Origin of the sequence: Pannonibacter sp. SL95 (assembly GCF_026672425.1) — a bacterium.
Lineage (GTDB): Bacteria > Pseudomonadota > Alphaproteobacteria > Rhizobiales > Stappiaceae > Pannonibacter.
Genome location: NZ_JAPPRC010000006.1, coordinates 1,300,370 through 1,316,464 on the forward strand (window position 1 = coordinate 1,300,370; position 16,095 = coordinate 1,316,464).

Annotated in this window: 17 protein-coding genes; 10 read left to right on the top strand and 7 right to left on the bottom strand. The window is 63.6% G+C overall.

The annotated features are described in order from the left end of the window. Positions 1–23 precede the first annotated feature (23 nt). Positions 24–1,052, bottom strand: coding sequence for an LLM class flavin-dependent oxidoreductase (locus OVA12_RS22875; protein WP_268141099.1), 1,029 nt, complete (start codon positions 1,050–1,052; stop codon positions 24–26). A gap of 103 nt (positions 1,053–1,155) precedes the next feature. Between OVA12_RS22875 and OVA12_RS22880 the strand changes: the two genes are divergently transcribed. The 5 genes from OVA12_RS22880 (at position 1,156) to OVA12_RS22900 (ending at position 6,525) form a co-directional block, all read left to right on the top strand. Then, a complete protein-coding gene (locus OVA12_RS22880) occupies positions 1,156–1,788 on the top strand; it encodes a TetR/AcrR family transcriptional regulator (RefSeq protein ID WP_268141101.1) in 633 nt (210 codons plus the stop codon). A 108-nt stretch (positions 1,789–1,896) separates the two neighbouring features. Further along, complete coding sequence (locus tag OVA12_RS22885; RefSeq protein ID WP_268141103.1) at positions 1,897–2,997, top strand: alkene reductase; 1,101 nt, start codon at positions 1,897–1,899, stop codon at positions 2,995–2,997. Between the two features lie 246 nt (positions 2,998–3,243). Beyond that, positions 3,244–5,079 (top strand): dihydroxy-acid dehydratase, encoded by a 1,836-nt coding sequence (gene ilvD, locus OVA12_RS22890; RefSeq protein WP_268141104.1) that lies wholly within the window; start codon positions 3,244–3,246, stop codon positions 5,077–5,079. 40 nt (positions 5,080–5,119) lie between these two features. Continuing rightward, entirely contained in the window at positions 5,120–5,968 is an 849-nt protein-coding gene (locus OVA12_RS22895) for a hypothetical protein (protein ID WP_268141106.1), read from the top strand. Positions 5,969–6,192: 224 nt separating this feature from the next. Beyond that, positions 6,193–6,525: a hypothetical protein gene (locus tag OVA12_RS22900; protein ID WP_268141108.1), complete on the top strand. Its 333-nt coding sequence runs from the start codon at positions 6,193–6,195 to the stop codon at positions 6,523–6,525. 162 nt (positions 6,526–6,687) lie between these two features. Here OVA12_RS22900 and OVA12_RS22905 read toward each other — a convergent pair whose 3' ends face one another. From OVA12_RS22905 to gstA, 3 genes are all read right to left on the bottom strand, one after another. Then, positions 6,688–6,897 (bottom strand): tautomerase family protein, encoded by a 210-nt coding sequence (locus tag OVA12_RS22905; protein ID WP_268141110.1) that lies wholly within the window; start codon positions 6,895–6,897, stop codon positions 6,688–6,690. Positions 6,898–6,925: 28 nt separating this feature from the next. Beyond that, complete coding sequence (locus OVA12_RS22910) at positions 6,926–7,300, bottom strand: nuclear transport factor 2 family protein (protein ID WP_268141112.1); 375 nt, start codon at positions 7,298–7,300, stop codon at positions 6,926–6,928. Positions 7,301–7,374: 74 nt separating this feature from the next. Then, positions 7,375–7,986 carry a glutathione transferase GstA gene (gstA, locus tag OVA12_RS22915; RefSeq protein WP_268141113.1) on the bottom strand — a complete coding sequence of 204 codons (612 nt, stop codon included), beginning with the start codon at positions 7,984–7,986 and terminating at the stop codon, positions 7,375–7,377. 160 nt (positions 7,987–8,146) lie between these two features. Between gstA and OVA12_RS22920 the strand changes: the two genes are divergently transcribed. Both OVA12_RS22920 and OVA12_RS22925 read left to right on the top strand, forming a co-directional pair. After that, the gene (locus OVA12_RS22920) at positions 8,147–8,536 is read left to right on the top strand and encodes a winged helix-turn-helix transcriptional regulator (RefSeq protein ID WP_268141115.1); all 390 of its coding nucleotides are present in this window, start codon (positions 8,147–8,149) and stop codon (positions 8,534–8,536) included. A gap of 40 nt (positions 8,537–8,576) precedes the next feature. After that, the gene (locus tag OVA12_RS22925; RefSeq protein ID WP_268141117.1) at positions 8,577–9,929 is read left to right on the top strand and encodes an Nramp family divalent metal transporter; all 1,353 of its coding nucleotides are present in this window, start codon (positions 8,577–8,579) and stop codon (positions 9,927–9,929) included. Positions 9,930–9,986: 57 nt separating this feature from the next. Here OVA12_RS22925 and OVA12_RS22930 read toward each other — a convergent pair whose 3' ends face one another. After that, on the bottom strand, positions 9,987–11,057 hold the full coding sequence (locus tag OVA12_RS22930) for an ornithine cyclodeaminase (RefSeq protein WP_268141119.1): 1,071 nt from the start codon (positions 11,055–11,057) through the stop codon (positions 9,987–9,989). Between the two features lie 2 nt (positions 11,058–11,059). Beyond that, positions 11,060–12,001: an arginase gene (rocF, locus tag OVA12_RS22935; RefSeq protein ID WP_442793931.1), complete on the bottom strand. Its 942-nt coding sequence runs from the start codon at positions 11,999–12,001 to the stop codon at positions 11,060–11,062. Between the two features lie 125 nt (positions 12,002–12,126). On the opposite strand from rocF, the gene OVA12_RS22940 reads away from it, so the two are divergent. Further along, positions 12,127–12,561, top strand: coding sequence for an Lrp/AsnC family transcriptional regulator (locus tag OVA12_RS22940; RefSeq protein WP_106752192.1), 435 nt, complete (start codon positions 12,127–12,129; stop codon positions 12,559–12,561). A gap of 14 nt (positions 12,562–12,575) precedes the next feature. Here the strand turns inward: OVA12_RS22940 and OVA12_RS22945 are convergent, their stop codons facing one another. After that, complete coding sequence (locus OVA12_RS22945) at positions 12,576–13,637, bottom strand: trypsin-like serine peptidase (RefSeq protein WP_268141123.1); 1,062 nt, start codon at positions 13,635–13,637, stop codon at positions 12,576–12,578. 167 nt (positions 13,638–13,804) lie between these two features. Here OVA12_RS22945 and OVA12_RS22950 point away from each other — a divergent pair, with 167 nt between their 5' ends. Then, positions 13,805–14,836 (top strand): hypothetical protein, encoded by a 1,032-nt coding sequence (locus OVA12_RS22950; protein WP_268141125.1) that lies wholly within the window; start codon positions 13,805–13,807, stop codon positions 14,834–14,836. Between the two features lie 139 nt (positions 14,837–14,975). Next, positions 14,976–16,070: a metal-dependent hydrolase gene (locus OVA12_RS22955; RefSeq protein ID WP_268141126.1), complete on the top strand. Its 1,095-nt coding sequence runs from the start codon at positions 14,976–14,978 to the stop codon at positions 16,068–16,070. Positions 16,071–16,095: the final 25 nt, after the last annotated feature.

Sequence of the window (16,095 nt, forward strand, 5' to 3'; positions counted from 1 at the left end):
ATCGTCGCCCGGTGCCTGACGGGTTAATGGCTGAGGGCAGGGGCGGCCTTGGCCGTCTCCCCCTTCTGCAACGCCTGCAGCGCCTCGACTGCCCGCGTGAACGAGGCCTTGCGTGCGGCGTGGTCGTGGATCATGCCCGTCAGCATCACCTCATCCGGCCGGTAGCGCGCGATCAGCTCGCCGAGCTGGCGCTGCACCCGGTCAGGGCCTCCGACCGCCGAGACGGAGAGCGCCATGTCGACCATGGCCAGAACCGGCGGTTCGATAACGGAGGTGATGTCCTCCACGGGAGCGGGCAGGGGGCCGGGGCGCCCGGTCCTGAGGTTGGCGAAGGCCTGCTGCTGGGAGGAGCGCAGGTAGGCGCCTTCCGCGTCATCAGCCCCCGCATGCACGTTGATGGCCATCATGAACCAGGGCTTGTCCAGATAGGCGGAGGGCTGGAACCGGGAGCGATAGATCGCGACCGCCTCGCCGAGTGCCTGCGGCGCAAAATGCGAGGCAAAGGCGTAGGGCAGGCCCAGGTGGGCGGCAAGCTGCGCGCCGTAGAGGCTGGAGCCCAGGATCCACACCGGCACATGCGTGTTCTGCCCCGGCACGGCGCTGACCCGCTGGTCGGGCTGCGGCTTGCCGAGGTAGCCCATCAGTTCCACCACATCCGCCGGAAAGTCGTCGCTGCTCTCAAGACTGCGGCGCAGGGCCCGGGCGGTGACCATGTCGGTCCCGGGCGCACGGCCCAGGCCGAGGTCGATGCGATCCGGATAGAGCGTGGCAAGGGTGCCGAACTGCTCGGCGATGACGAGCGGGGCATGGTTCGGCAGCATGATGCCGCCGGCCCCCACCCGGATGCGCTGCGTGCCGCCGGCGACATGCCCGATCACCACGGCTGTCGCCGCACTGGCGATGCCGGGCATGTTGTGATGCTCGGCCAGCCAGTAGCGGTTGAAGCCGAGCGCTTCGGCGTGCCGGGCAAGGTCGAGCGTGTTGGCAAGGGCATCGGCAGCGCTGCCTCCGGCGGGGATCGGCGAGAGGTCGAGGACACTGTAGGGCAGCATGGTGCCTCCTTGGGGCTGAGGGCGATCGGATGCGAAACTTAGCTCTTGAATTACGGACTGATCGGTCCATATTCAAGGGCGTCACTGAAATGAAGCTGGACCCATGACCCCGCGCCCCGAAACACACCGCCATGCCGCCGCCCACTCCGGGCCAGGCCGCCCGCGCGCCTATGACGAGGCGGTGGTGCTGCTTGCGGCGCTGGAAGTGTTCCGCCGCCAGGGCTTCGAGGCAACATCGCTGGATGATCTGACCGCCGCGATGGGCATCAGCCGTTCGTCTCTCTACGCGGCCTTCGGGTCGAAGCAGGATGTGCTGCTGGCAGCGCTAAAGACCTATTCCGGCCGCGCGCTGGAGGCCCTGCGCGAAATCGCTGCAGCCCCCGGCGGTGCGGCCGTTCCGGCGATGCTGGCAGCCCTTGCCAACCCCTCCGGCGGCAAGCACGGCTGCCTTCTCGTCAACTGCATCACCGAACTCGCACCGCAGAACGAGGATGTCGCCGACCTTGGCCGCCGTCACATCGAGGCCATCGAGCAGATGATCGCCGAGACCCTGTCACCGGACGCGCCTGCATTGGCGCTCGACAGGGCACGGGCGCTGACGGCGCTGGCCATCGGGACGCTGACCCTGCGCAAGTCCGGTCTGCCCGCCGACCATATCGACGCAGCTCTCGGCCAGGGCCTGGCTGCACTGCTGCAGAGCCCGCTGGACGCCGCCGCCCGCCCTCCCTCCGGCTGACCCTTTCCAACGCCCTGCAAGCGCCTCCGGTCCTGCAAGGGTGTGGATAATATTGGACTGAACAGTCCAGAACATGATTGAAATCGAACACGCAAGAAGGAACTGCCGATGTCTGACAGCAAGCTGTTTTCCCCGCTCAAGGCCGGTGCCATCGATGTGGCGAACCGCATCGCCATGGCGCCGCTGACCCGCAACCGGGCACTGCCGGAAGGTGACATTCCGCACGCGCTCAACGCCGAGTACTATGCGCAGCGTGCCAGCGCTGGTCTGCTGATCACCGAAGCCTCGCAGATCTCGCCCCAGGGCAAGGGCTATGCCTGGACGCCGGGCATTTACTCCGATGCGCAGGTCGAAGGTTGGAAGAAGGTCACCGAAGCGGTTCACGCCAAGGGCGGCAAGATCGTGATCCAGCTCTGGCATGTGGGCCGCATCTCGCACAACGTGCTGCAGCCGGGCGGCGTCGCACCCGTCGCCCCCTCTGCCATTGCCGCCAAGTCCAAGACCTTTGACGGCACCGCCTTTGTCGACACCCCGATGCCGCGTGCGCTGGAGACCTCGGAAATCGCGGGCATTGTCGCGGACTACGCAAAGGCCGCGAAGAACGCCATTGCTGCCGGCTTTGACGGTGTCGAGGTCCACGCGGCCAATGGCTATCTCATCGACCAGTTCCTGCGCACCGGTTCCAACACCCGCACGGATGCTTATGGCGGCAGCCTGGAAAACCGCACCCGCTTCCTGCGCGAAGTGATGGACGCGGTCGTCGGTGCCATCGGCGCAGACCGGGTCGGCATCCGCCTCAGCCCCTTCTCCAACGCCAACGACATTTCCGACGAGAACCCGATGGAAACCTTTGGTGCCGCCATCGACATCCTCAACGGCTACGGCCTTGCCTATCTGCACATGGTCGAGGGCCAGACCGGTGGTGCGCGCGAGCTGGCACCGGGCCATGACATCAACGCCCTGCGCGCGCGCTTCAGCGGTGTCTACATCGCCAACAATGGCTATGACCGTGACAGCGCCATGGCTGCCGTCGAGAGCGGCCGCGCCGACATGATCGCGTTCGGCCGTCCGTTCATTTCGAACCCGGACCTGGTCGAGCGCCTGAAGCAAAACGCACCGCTCAACGAGCCGGACCGCACCACCTTCTATGGTGGCGGTGCCAAGGGCTACACCGACTATCCGGCCCTTGCCGGCGGCCAGGCGGCCTGAGCCTGACTTCGTCTTCCGGCCGGCGCGGTCCTCTCTCTGCGCCAGCCGCCACGGCCTCGCGGTTTCCCCCAGCCGCGAGGCCGATCTGTTTCGAGCGATCAAAACCGTACCGCAGCGTACTCTTTTTTTGCTTTCTGCCCTTTTCCCCCTTTGCAAAAGCTGGCACACCCTCAATATCACGTCATGCCGCAACGCCGGCCGCGGGAGGACGCCCCCGCAGACGACAAAACCCTGAGGGAGTTCCAGATGCCCCCCTATCGTTCCAGAACCACCACCCACGGCCGCAACATGGCGGGTGCGCGCGGCCTTTGGCGCGCCACCGGCATGAAGGACGAGGATTTCGGCAAGCCGATCATTGCCGTGGTCAACTCCTTCACCCAGTTCGTGCCCGGGCATGTGCACCTGAAGGATCTCGGCCAGCTCGTCGCGCGCGAGATCGAAAAGGCGGGCGGCGTCGCCAAAGAATTCAACACGATCGCGGTCGATGACGGCATCGCCATGGGCCACGATGGCATGCTCTACTCGCTGCCGTCGCGCGAGATCATCTCCGACAGCGTCGAGTACATGGTCAACGCCCATTGCGCCGATGCCATGGTCTGCATTTCCAACTGCGACAAGATCACCCCGGGCATGCTCTCGGCCGCCATGCGGCTCAACATCCCGGCGGTCTTTGTCTCCGGTGGTCCGATGGAAGCGGGCAAGGTGGTGCTGCACGGCAAGACCGTCGCGCTTGATCTGGTCGATGCCATGGTCGCGGCCGCGGACGACAAGATTTCCGATGAGGACGTCAAGGTCATCGAGCGCTCGGCTTGCCCGACCTGCGGCTCCTGCTCGGGCATGTTTACGGCCAACTCGATGAACTGCCTCACCGAGGCGCTGGGCCTGTCCCTGCCGGGCAACGGCTCGACGCTGGCAACCCATGCCGACCGCAAGCGCCTGTTCGTCGAGGCCGGCCATCTGATCGTGGATCTGGCGCGCCGCTACTACGAGCAGGATGACGCAAACGTCCTGCCGCGCACGATTGCCTCGAAGGCTGCATTCGAAAACGCCATGGCGCTCGACATTGCCATGGGTGGCTCCACCAACACGGTGCTGCACATCCTGGCAGCTGCCCATGAGGGCGGCGTCGACTTCACCATGGACGATATCGACCGTCTGTCGCGCAAGGTGCCGTGCCTGTCGAAGGTCGCGCCGGCCAAGCAGGACGTGCACATGGAAGACGTCCACCGCGCCGGCGGCATCATGCGCATCCTCGGCGAGCTGGATCGCGGCGGCCTGATCAACCGGGACTGCCCGACGGTTCATGCCGAGACGCTGGGACACGCCATCGACCGCTGGGACATCACCCGGACCAACTCGGAGAGCGTGCGCGAGTTCTTCAGGGCAGCGCCGGGCGGCGTGCCGACCCAGGTTGCCTTCAGCCAGTCCTCGCGTTGGGACGAGCTGGACACCGACCGCGAAGGCGGCGTGATCCGCTCGGTCGAACACCCGTTCTCCAAGGATGGTGGTCTTGCCGTGCTCTATGGCAACATCGCGCTGGATGGCTGCATCGTGAAGACGGCGGGCGTGGATGAATCCATTCTCAAGTTCACCGGTCCGGCCGTGGTGTTCGAAAGCCAGGACGCTGCCGTCAAGGGCATCCTTGGCAATGAGGTCAAGGCAGGCGACGTGGTGGTGATCCGCTACGAAGGCCCGAAGGGCGGCCCCGGCATGCAGGAAATGCTGTATCCGACCAGCTACCTGAAGTCGAAGGGCCTCGGCAAGGCCTGTGCGCTCATCACCGACGGCCGCTTCTCGGGTGGCACCTCGGGCCTCTCGATCGGCCACGCATCACCGGAGGCGGCTCAGGGCGGTGCCATTGGTCTCGTCCGTCAGGGCGACACCATCGAGATCGACATTCCGAACCGCACCATCAACCTGCTGGTCCCGGAAGCCGAACTCGCCACACGCCGCGCCGAGCAGGACAAGCTGGGCTGGAAGCCGGCCGAGTTCCGCAAGCGCAACGTCACCACGGCGCTGAAGGCCTACGCGGCCTTCGCCTCGTCGGCTGACAAGGGTGCGGTCCGCGTGCTGCCGGAGTAAACGGCCCGATTGATCGGAAGGACCGACCGGCAGCAGTCACATGTTGACAGCCCAGTCCATCGCGGATCATCCAGACCTGAGGCCTCTGCTCCGGCAGCAGGCCTCAGCTTTTCTCGGCGTCCAGCAGAGTGCGCCAAAGGCAGCGGCTGTATTTGCAACCCTGCAGCGCTACCTTCTGGCTCAGCTCGCGGCAGCCATGGCGTTCGAGAGTGGCAGCAGCTCATTCCTGCTCGCCGGGTTTCTGGAGAAGGTGCGCGAGCATCAGCTCGCAAGCCGGAACACCGCGCATTCCTTCATCAAGGAAATGCTGCACTACGGCCTTTGCACCGAAGAGCAGCTGCCCGGGGATCGGCGCAAGAAGCCAATCGTCCTGTCACCGTCAGCCCGGCAGCTGCTTGGAACATGGGTGTCCATTCATCTGGCGACGCTCGACGGGCTGGACGGCGGCGCACGCAGCGCCTGGCTCGCTGGTCAGGCGGACCATCTCGCCCGCCTGCATCCCCGCATCGTCAAACGCATTCTTGCCTCCAAGCTGACGGTTCGTCCCGAAGGTGTCTTTGCCTTGTTCACCTGGATGAACGATGGCGGACTGGCGATGGACAAGCTCGTGACAGAGCTGGACAGCGAGGCCCAGGCAGAAGACAGGGTCCTGACGTCGATCACGACCTTCGACCAGCTCTGCGCGCCGCTGCGGATCACCCGCACCCATCTTGCCCGCAAGATGTCGGATCCTCTGGCGGCCGAACATATCGGCTGGACAGGCCGTCCTGGGGCTTCAAGGCTTTGGGTCTCGCACGAGTTCATCGGCAGCTACTACCGGTATCAGTGCGACAAGCTCGCCCATGTCGAGGGAGCCTTTGAGGAAGCGCGAACAGCTTCTCCCCTGTGACCTTCGCCACATCATCCCAAAAATGTTTTCCCGCAAAGCTTTGATTTGTGGGAGTGATCTGCTCGCAAAGAGCCTTTGCCAAGCGCGGCACCGTCACAAGGATCACGCCTGTTTTAGGGTAGATGAGCCGCTGGTGGTGCCGGGGGGAGCAGCTGAGGCGCTTTGCAAGGCCTGATCTCGCCGGGCGCTCGCAAGCCGAGCGCAATGGGGAAGGAAGAGTGATGATGAGAAAGTTCATTTTTGCCGTTGCTGCGACGATCATTGCAGGCAGCCCGGCTGTTGCCAGTGACTACGCATTCCGCCTGCATAACAAGGCACAGGGATACTCGATCAACGGCTTCTACACGTTCCAGGACGGCCAGTGGAGTGACAACTGGCTGAACTCACGCGTCAACCCGGGCGAAGCAGTCCAGATGGACTGGAACAGCAACGAAGGAAACTGCGTTGTGCCTTTCCGGGTGAGCTGGGACAACTATGGGTCGGAAGATTTCAAGCTGGATTGGTGCAAGGGCGTGTCCAACGTTTACATGAAGGACAAGGGCTTTAGCTGGGACTAAAGCCTTCTTGCATTGAACCTGGAATGCGGCCGATCAATCAGTCGGCCGCATTTTTTTATTCGACGGCTCCCGGTTCCGGATCCTGGCGCAGCCATTCCGGGGACGAGCGACGCCGGTCTCTTCAGCGCCACGCCAGCTCTAGGGGGCTTGCTTGCCGGCTGATCAGGTCTTTGCCTGCCGCTGCCGGAATTCGGTCACGGGCAGACCGCCGATGCCCCAGTTGTCGAGGTCGACTTCGTCGATCACCACGAATGTGGTGTTGGGGTTCTTGCCAAGCACGTCGGACAGCAGCGTGGTGACGCCTTCGATCAGCTGGGCTTTCTGGGCTGCCGTGACGCCCTCGCGGGTCACCTTGATGTTCACATAGGGCATGTCAATTGCCTTTCTGCGCTGAAGCCGGTCAGGGCTTGGGGGTGGAATCGAAAACCTTGGCGGCGATCCGCCAGCGCCCGTCCTGGCGCACGAAGGACAGGATGTCCGTGTAGTCCCGGCCGAGCAGTGTCATCTGGACGATGGCGGTGGCGGCATCGGGACCTGCAATCGTCATCGAGACGATGCGGCCGTTGTTGACCTCCCCGCGGCTCGCCGGGGCTGGCCTTGCCGCCACGATGGGAAGGTAGTGTTCCATCGACCAGAAACGGATGTCACCGCCTGTCGTCGATGCATAGAGCGCCTTGTCGTGAAAGACCGAGCCGAGCAGCTCCGCATCACTGCGATGGAGGGCGTCGAAATAGGAAAGGATGACCGCTTTCAGGTCTTCCAGCGTCTTGTCCATCTGAGCAACCTGTTGTTACGGGGGATCTGCAGGAGAGGAGGCACCGGACGGGGGGAGCCGGTGCCTCAGACGCATCAGGCGGCGACGAGGCCTTCTGCGACCAGTGCGTCCTGCACCGGCTTGCGTGCGCCAACGCGCTCCAGATAGGCAACCAGGGTCGGCCACGGCGACAGGTCAACCTGAACGAAGCGGGTCCAGTTCAGCACGGTGAAGAGATAGGCATCCGCCACCGTAAAAGTGTCGCCCATCACATAGGGGCGGCCATCGGCCAGCAGGCGTTCGAAATGCTTGAACTTGACGCCCAGCGTTTCGATGGCTGCCGTGCGAGCATCGCCTTCAGCGCCACGGAACAGCGGCGAGAAGGACTTGTGCAGCTCGGCGGCGATGAAGTTCAGCTGGCGGTGCAGCTGGGTACGCTCCCAGGAACCCGGCGTCGGGGCCAGCTTCGACTGCGGATGCTGGTCAGCCAGGTACTGCAGGATCGCGGCGCCTTCGGTAACGATTTCGCCGTTGTCCAGCTGCAGGGCCGGCACATAGCCGTCCGGGTTGATGTCGTAGAAATTGGCACCCGTCTCGGTCACCTTGGTCTTGGTGTCGACACGTTCGCTGTCAAAGCCAAGACCGAGTTCGCGCAGGACGATATGCGTGGCAAGCGAGCAGGCGCCGGGGGAGAAGTAAAGCTTCATCTGGTACTCCGTGGGGTTCGGATGCGGACGAAACGCTGTCCGCCGGCGGTATTTAGGGTTCGTAAGTTACTTTTGTAAACCTGAGTACGATAGGTTACGGTGAGAATGGGCTTACTAACCGGTAACCCCGTGCATCGTCATCTGTCAGGGGAGGTTCAGGATGGCCCTGAAGCTGCGCAAGAACCGGACACCGCACCCACCGGGCAATTGCCCCTTGAGTGACTGCATGTCGCTGCTTGGCGGTGCCTGGACTCCCAACATCATCTGGTATCTGGCCGGTGGACCACGCCGGTTCAACGAGTTGCGCGTGGACATTCCCCCGATCTCGGCCAAGGTCCTGACCGAGCGTCTCAGACAGCTTGAAGAGCAGGGCGTGGTGCAGCGCACCGTCATGCCGACCTCGCCGCCTTCGGTTGAATATGCGCTGACCGATCTTGGGGCCGAGTTGCTCCCGGCGATCAAGGCGATTGCCGCCGTCTCGAAGAAGCTCCGGCAGCGCAAGACGCAAGACGGGGCTGCTACGGCTTCCGAGAAACAATTGGAAATGTAGCGCTCGACATCTTCGCTCGCTTCTGCAAATGATAATGAGAATGATTTGCAAGAAGGGGGCCGGCATGTTGGAGCGGCAAGACGCATGGCTTCGCCACGGTGGCGAACCGTCGATGGCAGAGGTCCACCGGTCAATCCCGGTTCCGGCGGTTGCAGGGCGGTTTCGGCGCTTCCTGGCGTTTCTCGGCCCGGGATATCTTGTTGCCGTTGGCTACATGGATCCCGGCAACTGGGCGACGTCGATCGCTGGCGGGGCCCGTTATGGCTATACCCTGCTGGTCGTGGCGCTTGTGTCCAACCTCATGGCTGTCCTGCTGCAGGCACTTTCTGCAAGGCTCGCAATCGCGACTGGACGCGATCTGGCCCAGGCTTGCCGGGATGCCTACCCGCGCTGGACCACCTTGCCACTTTGGATCCTTGCGGAAGTTGCGGTCATAGCAACAGATCTGGCGGAAGTGATCGGAACAGCCATTGGCCTCAACCTTCTCTTCGGTTTGCCGCTGGAAGTCGGTGTCGCTGTAACCGCGGTAGACGTGTTCCTGATCCTCTGGCTGCAAAACAAGGGTTTCAGATGGGTCGAGGCGGTCATCATCGCTCTGCTCATCGTCATTTCAGTCTGCTTTGCTGTCCAGATTGTTCTTGCCGATCCCGACTGGCAGGCTGTGTTGCAGGGATTTCTGCCAGAGCGGCAGATTATCGAGGATCCCGGCATGCTCTATCTCGCCCTTGGTATTCTTGGGGCGACTGTCATGCCGCATAATCTCTACCTGCATTCAGGTCTGGTACAGACGCGCGCATATGGTGGCTCGCTAGCAGATCGCCGTGAAGCGCTTCGGCTGGCAACGTGGGACTCCAGTCTTGCGCTGACATTTGCCTTGGCAATCAACGCCTCGATCCTGATCCTTGCCGCCTCCACCTTCAATCAGGCGGGCGAGACTGCTGTCGATGAGATCGACAAGGCGTATCTGCTGCTGCAGCCATTGCTGGGATCGGCGATTGCGCCGGTCCTGTTTGGGATCGCGCTGCTTTGCTCGGGGCTGAATTCGACGGTAACGGCCACGCTCGCTGGACAGATCGTGATGGAGGGCTTCATCCGCATCCGGTTGAAGCCCTGGCTCCGGCGGCTGCTGACGCGCATCCTCGCTATTGGCCCGGCGCTCTTCATCATCCTGTACATGGGAAGTTCCGGCGCTGGCCGCCTGCTGATCCTGAGCCAGGTTGTGCTGAGTTTCCAGCTGCCCTTTGCCGTGGTGCCCCTCGTCTGGCTCACGGCCAGCCGGGCGAAGATGGGTGAACTGGTCGCCCCGCGCTGGGTCACCGTGCTTGCGGCGGCAACGGCCATCGTGATCATCGGCCTGAACATCAACCTGATCGGTTCGATCCTGTTCGGATAACACTTGGGTACGCCCTCAAAAAGGGGCGTGCCCTTGCCTGGACCGCCGCCAAGTCGGTCAGGACGCCAGGTCCTTCAGTTCGGTGCGGGCCCGGAGCACCATGCCGAACAGGTCACGCGGATCATCCGGATCGGCCAGAAGATCAAGCATCTCGTAGGCTGCTACACGGCCGATCAGCGACTTGACGTAGCGCAGGGCAGAGAAGTCCTCCACCGCGAAACCAACGGAATCGAACAGCGTGATCTGCCGGTCCGAGGTCCGGCCCTCTGCCGCGCCGGTCATCACCTGCCACAGTTCGGTGACGGGATGGGTCGGGCGCAGCTGCTGGATCTCGCCCTCGATGCGGGTCTGTGGTGTGTACTCGACGAAGATGTCCGACCGCAGCAGGATATCCCGGTGCAGCTCGGTCTTGCCGGGGCAATCACCGCCGATGGCGTTGATGTGCTGTCCTGCCGCAACCATGTTGTCCGTGAGGATCGTGGCGAACTGCTTGTCGGCCGTCGCCGTGGTGATGATGTCGACCCCCTCGACAGCGGCTTCCGGCGTGGTGCAGACCGTCACGTCCAGACCGAAGCCAGACAGGTTGCGGGCACAGCGCAGGCTTGCGGCCCGGTCGATGTCATAGAGGCGCAGCCGGTCGACGCCGAGCAGGGTCTTGAAGGCGAGCGCCTGAAACTCCGACTGGGCGCCATTGCCGATCAGGGCCATGGAGCGGGCGGTCTTCGGCGCCAGATGCCGGGCAGCGACAGCAGACATGGCAGCGGTGCGCAATGCCGTCAGCAGGGTCATCTCGGTGATCAGCACAGGATAGCCGGTATCGACAGCTGCCATCACGCCAAAGGCAGTGACAGTCTGGCGACCAGTCTGCGTGTTCTTCGGATGGCCGTTCACGTACTTGAAGCCGTAGGAGACGTCATCCGATGTCGGCATCAGTTCGATGACGCCTTCGCGCGAGTGGGACGCGACACGCGGCGTCTTGTCGAACAGCGGCCAGCGGCGGAAGTCTTCCTCGATGATGCCGGCGAGCTCGGTCAGGAAGGTTTCAATGCCGATGGTGTTGACCAGACGCAGCATGTTTTCAACGCTGACGAAGGGCACCAGGGCGAGGGACGAGGGGGCATAGGCCATGATCAGAAACTCCGGGTCGGACGGTCCATGATGCGCCGGCCGAACAGGCTGGCGGTCAGGTCGACCATCAGCCGCGCAGTGCGGCCCCGGTCGTCCAGGAAGGGATTGAGTTCAACGAGATCGAGCGAGGTGACGAGGCCGCTGTCATGCAGCATCTCCATCACCAGATGCGCCTCGCGGAAGGTGACGCCGCCGGGCACTGTCGTCCCCACGGCCGGCGCGATATCCGGGTCGATGAAATCGACGTCGAGGCTGACATGCAGCAAGCCGTTTGCAGCAGCGCAACGCTCCAGGAACGGCCCGAGCAGCCGGGCGATGCCGGTCTCGTCGATGGCCCGCATGTCATGCGCCGTCACGCCGAGTTCCTTGATCATGCGCCGTTCCGGCGGATCGACCGACCTGAGGCCGAGAAGGCAAAGGTTGGCCGGATCCAGCGTGTGCTTCAGCGGCCCGCCCATCAGGACGTCGAAGCCCGGCAACCCGCAGGCAAAGGCGAGCGGGGTGCCATGCAGATTGCCGCTGACGGTGCTTTCGAAGGTGTTGAAGTCCGAGTGCGCATCGAGCCACAGCACGAACAGCGGGCGCCCGAGTCTCGCGGCTGCGGCAGCGTGGCCAGCGAGCGTGCCGAGCGCAAGCGCATGATCGCCGCCCATGTAGATCGGCAGCTGCGGACCCATGGCCAGCTCTTCTGCCTGGCGGGCAAGGCTGCGCGTCCAGCCGGCCACCTTGCGCAGATGCTTCAGCTTTGGATCGTCATCGGGAACATCGAGCGCTGCATCCGGTGCGGCATCGCCAAGATCGGTGACCATGAGGCCAAGCGCCTCCAGCTCGTCAACGAGACCCGCCGTGCGATAGGCGGCGGGGCCCATCACGCAGCCCCGTCGTCCGGTGCCTTCCTCGATCGGTGCACCCAGCAGGGCGATTGAATGCAAGGGATCCTCCATCCGCAGCAACTGACATTTCCAACCAGCATGGCTGACGGAAGCGGCGGAAAGAACTTGGAGAAGCGCCCAAAATGCGCGTATCTTTGCGCAGATTGAAAAGTACCTTCGAGCAAAATGGACAAGTCATGCTGGATGAGACAGACCGGGCACTGATCGCGGCCCTGCGCCAGGATGGCCGCCGGTCGATTTCCGATCTGGCGCTGGATCTGGACCTGTCCCGCGCCACCATTCGCAGCCGGCTGGACCGGTTGATTGCCAGTGGAGAGATCCAGGGCTTCACGGCCGTCCTGCGCAACGAGGCGCAGGACCTGCCGATCCGCGCGGTCATGCTGCTCGCTATCGAGGGAAAACGCACGGACAGCGTCATTCGCCGCATCACGGGCATGCCCGAGGCGCGCACGATCCATTCGACCAACGGGCGATGGGATCTGGTGATCGAACTGGCGACCGGTGATCTTGCGAGCTTTGATGCCGCGCTCAACCGCATCCGCATGATCGAGGGCGTCGCGGCGACGGAAACCAGCCTGATGCTGGCGACGCTTAAGGCGCGGCCACGTTGATCACGGGGAGCTTTTCACGGGGCTGGGAAACGCGCGCGCAGGGAACGGCCCTTGGGGCTGTCCCACAAGGCGATGAGACCATCGCGCAGCGCGGCCTGAGCCGGGTCGGTCAAGGCCGCGGACACAATGGAGCGCCTGAGCCTTGAGGCGCGCACGCCTTCGTTGGCGACATAGTCGACCATATCCGGATTGGCCTTGTAACGTGCCTCGCTCATGGTCTTGCCGAACTTGTCGAGGATTTCGTTGCGCGCATTGGTGCGCGGAACTGCCTTGTGATGCAGGGCCACCACCTGCCAGTCGCGATTGAACACAGGCGAGCCGGAGCTGCCACGCTCCGTGTCACCCGAGTACCAGCAGAACCTGTCCTCCAGCGAGGCGTTGTCGACGATGAGAAAGTAGCTGTTGTGGAGGGCAATCGTCTTCGGCCGGCCTTGCGGGTGCTGCACGATGGCAACCGGGTGGCCTTCAAGGATCTTGCCTTCCTCGTGCAGCGGGTGCCAGCCGAAGCTGTCGAGGGAAACGCCCAGATCGCTTTGCGCCGACAGGGCGACCAGGGTGAAGTCATGCTCGGAATCCGTCAGCCAGAAGCGCGGCGGGTCGAGGGTAAAGTCGGCAGGGACGCTCGGGGCGCCGAATTTCTGCTCCTCATGGCCAAAGGTGACCACGGTCGCGCCGGCCAGCGTCGGGGCTGGCAGGACATGGTGGTTGGTCAGGAGCAGGCCATTGCCGACCAGAAACCCGGTGCCGAACAGGCCGGTGCCCTGGATCTCGATCCTTGCCACCGAGCGGGCCGCCAGCAGACCGGCCTCGAGAAACTCGATGGACAACAGGTCACTGGTCCCGATCAGCGCCTCCTGTCCCGTCGTGAGGTCAGCCCTGGCGGATGCGCGTTCCGGCAGGATGGCACGGCTGGTTGCCTCGACATAGCGGCTGATCCGCTCAAAGGTCTCCGTCGGCGGAATGAGACCGCGCCTGGCAAAGGTCTTTGACTTCTTCAGATCCGGCAACCGTTCGCGCACCCGGCGCGCCGCAGCAGCCATGAGGTCATCGCCCAGCTGTTCCAGCGAAATACCCATGATTCCTCCCGCAAACCCCTGTCGATGCATGTTGCGCATCCTGCAATTCAGAGTTTAGGATGTTCCCTTGCGGCAGGCCAGAGCCTGAAGAGACTGCGATCGTCATTTTTGGGAGGGGCCGGGGCCGCTGCCGGCAGGTGCAGGCATCGGTTTCGGGGAGGAAACGCATGGCAAAGAAGATCAGCTATCCGGACTATCTGGCCCTCTTGAGCGACCCGGCCACCACCGACGAGCAGATCCTCGCCGTATCAGTGGTGCGCAAGGGACGCAGCGGGTTCGACTTCGAGTTGCGGCCCGACCCGAAGAAGGTCGCCATGACGCCGGATCTCGAGGAACTCGAGAACGCGCTCCAGATCGGCAACAACGTCTCGCGCTGGCGCCGTCAGGTCACCTTCCGCAACCGCCTTAACTCTGGCGAGAAGCTGCCCGTGCTGGTGGAGGAGGGCGACAGCTGGCACCAGTTCCCGCTGTTGATCAAGGATGTCATCGACCAGCTCGGAAAGGACTACCTGATCTACTCTGTCGGTGCCGCCGGAGACACGGCACAGAACATGGTCTATGGCCCGACCGGTGACTATGGCAACGAGTATCTCGCCGCGCTCTGGGCGCAGCGAAAGCACGCCAAGGGCTTCCTGTTTTCCGCTGCCGGCAACGACATCATCGGCGAAGACCCGGAGACCGGTGTGGCCGTCCTGCATGACATGCTGAAGAACTTCAACGGCAATGTTTCGGACGTCGCTGGTCACATCAACATGTCCGTACTGGCCCAGAAGATCGCCTATCTCGACGAGGCCTACCGGCATGTCATCGGCAACATCCGGCAGTACAAGGAGTTCGCCAAGCTGCCGATCTTCATTCACGGCTATGACTATGCCTTTCCCTATCCGGATGGCCCGGATGATCCGCGCAAGCCCAAGCACGCCAAGAAGAACGAATGGCTTGGCGAACCGCTGGACGCACGCAAGATCAAGGATCGCGACCTGCGCCGGAACATCATCAAGTTCCTGGTCGATGCGCTCTACGACATGCTCGGCGATATCGCTGGTGATTCGAAGCAGACCAACATCTGGCTGGTCGACTGCCGCGGTGCCATGCCGGACGTCTCCGACTGGATCGACGAGATCCACGGCACCAACGACGGCTTCGCCAAGGTGACCGCCCGCTTCCGCAAGGTGCTGAAGAAGGCCGGTGTCAGCTGATTTGATGTCTCCGGGTTCGTGGGCTGAGGAGAGAAATCCGGATCCGCAGTGATCCCAAGGGGTTGCAAGGCCGTAAGTCAAATGCCAGATCAAATGGCGTTTCTTACTCAGCCCGCTCACGGGCCAAAGTGGCTGGTTTATGGACTCCCTCTCGCAGTTTGTTCTCGGCGCCGCCGTTTCCGGCCTCGTCATTGGTCCGAAGGTTGGTGCGCGCAAGGCGGCGTTGATTGGCGGTGTGCTCGGTACGTTGCCGGATCTCGACGTCCTCATCCCCTTTGCCGATCCGGTGGACAGTTTCGTCTATCACCGCGGCTGGACCCATTCGCTGTTTGTCCATGCGCTGGCCGCTCCGTTGCTGGGCGAAGGGCTGGTGCGGCTGTTCAAGGGGCTGCGCGAGGCACGGCTCCTGGCCATGCTGACAGTGTTCCTGTGCCTGTCGACACATGCCTTGCTGGACGCCATGACGATCTACGGCACGCGTCTGTTCTGGCCGCTCTTCCCCGATCCGGTCGGCGTCGGCTCGGTGTTCATCGCCGATCCGCTCTACACGCTGCCGCTTCTGGCCGTCACCGTGTGGGCACTCGTCCGCTCCGGCTGGAGCCGGGCGCTTGGCCGGGGCGTCGCGGTGGCCCTGGTGCTCAGCACGGCCTATCTCGGCTGGGGTGTCGTCATCCAGTCGCAGATGGAGGCGCGGGCACGTGAAGTCTTTGCCGCGAAGGGGATCGAGCCTGAGCAAGTGCTTTCGATTGCCGGTCCCTTCAACACGGTGATGTGGAAGGTCATCGCCCTGGAGGACGCGGCCTATCACAACGTTTACCTGTCGCTGCTCGACGGCCCGGACCCGGTGCCGGTCTACACGCATCCCCGCCGTCCGGACCTTGCGGCCTGCGTTGCCGGCAGCGATGCCTATGCCAAGCTCGCCTGGTTCAGCCGCGGCTTCCTGAAAGCCGAAGAGCGTGACGGGCGTCTGGTCGTCTCGGACCTGCGCATGGGCATGACCCCGGACTATGTGTTCCAGTTTGCCCTGGCTGACCTCCGCGACGGCGCGGCAGCCGGCATCCCGGCCGAGCGTGATCTCAGCCACCGGCGCATGGGCGATGGTGACGGCGGCTGGCTCTGGGCCCGCATCACCGGCCGCCCGGCAGACCGGCTGGCCGAGATGACCGGGGCGCCGCTGCCGTCGGCGGGACCGCTGCAGTGCAAGGCCACCCCCGCTGCGGGCACCACGGGCTGACGCTTTGCGTCGGATAAAACCGGGC

Excerpts from the sequence above, each read along its gene's own strand:
- rocF (WP_442793931.1), bottom strand. The coding sequence starts at position 12,001 with ATGGAGGATCCCTTGCATTCAATCGCCCTGCTGGGTGCACCGATCGAG.
- OVA12_RS22925 (WP_268141117.1), top strand. The coding sequence starts at position 8,577 with ATGATTTGCAAGAAGGGGGCCGGCATGTTGGAGCGGCAAGACGCATGG.
- OVA12_RS22945 (WP_268141123.1), bottom strand. The coding sequence starts at position 13,637 with ATGGGTATTTCGCTGGAACAGCTGGGCGATGACCTCATGGCTGCTGCG.
- OVA12_RS22910 (WP_268141112.1), bottom strand. The coding sequence starts at position 7,300 with ATGGACAAGACGCTGGAAGACCTGAAAGCGGTCATCCTTTCCTATTTC.
- OVA12_RS22940 (WP_106752192.1), top strand. The coding sequence starts at position 12,127 with ATGCTGGATGAGACAGACCGGGCACTGATCGCGGCCCTGCGCCAGGAT.
- OVA12_RS22905 (WP_268141110.1), bottom strand. The coding sequence starts at position 6,897 with ATGCCCTATGTGAACATCAAGGTGACCCGCGAGGGCGTCACGGCAGCC.
- OVA12_RS22950 (WP_268141125.1), top strand. The coding sequence starts at position 13,805 with ATGGCAAAGAAGATCAGCTATCCGGACTATCTGGCCCTCTTGAGCGAC.
- OVA12_RS22875 (WP_268141099.1), bottom strand. The coding sequence starts at position 1,052 with ATGCTGCCCTACAGTGTCCTCGACCTCTCGCCGATCCCCGCCGGAGGC.
- OVA12_RS22930 (WP_268141119.1), bottom strand. The coding sequence starts at position 11,057 with ATGGCCTATGCCCCCTCGTCCCTCGCCCTGGTGCCCTTCGTCAGCGTT.
- OVA12_RS22885 (WP_268141103.1), top strand. The coding sequence starts at position 1,897 with ATGTCTGACAGCAAGCTGTTTTCCCCGCTCAAGGCCGGTGCCATCGAT.
- OVA12_RS22900 (WP_268141108.1), top strand. The coding sequence starts at position 6,193 with ATGAGAAAGTTCATTTTTGCCGTTGCTGCGACGATCATTGCAGGCAGC.
- gstA (WP_268141113.1), bottom strand. The coding sequence starts at position 7,986 with ATGAAGCTTTACTTCTCCCCCGGCGCCTGCTCGCTTGCCACGCATATC.
- ilvD (WP_268141104.1), top strand. The coding sequence starts at position 3,244 with ATGCCCCCCTATCGTTCCAGAACCACCACCCACGGCCGCAACATGGCG.
- OVA12_RS22880 (WP_268141101.1), top strand. The coding sequence starts at position 1,156 with ATGACCCCGCGCCCCGAAACACACCGCCATGCCGCCGCCCACTCCGGG.
- OVA12_RS22920 (WP_268141115.1), top strand. The coding sequence starts at position 8,147 with ATGGCCCTGAAGCTGCGCAAGAACCGGACACCGCACCCACCGGGCAAT.
- OVA12_RS22955 (WP_268141126.1), top strand. The coding sequence starts at position 14,976 with ATGGACTCCCTCTCGCAGTTTGTTCTCGGCGCCGCCGTTTCCGGCCTC.
- OVA12_RS22895 (WP_268141106.1), top strand. The coding sequence starts at position 5,120 with ATGTTGACAGCCCAGTCCATCGCGGATCATCCAGACCTGAGGCCTCTG.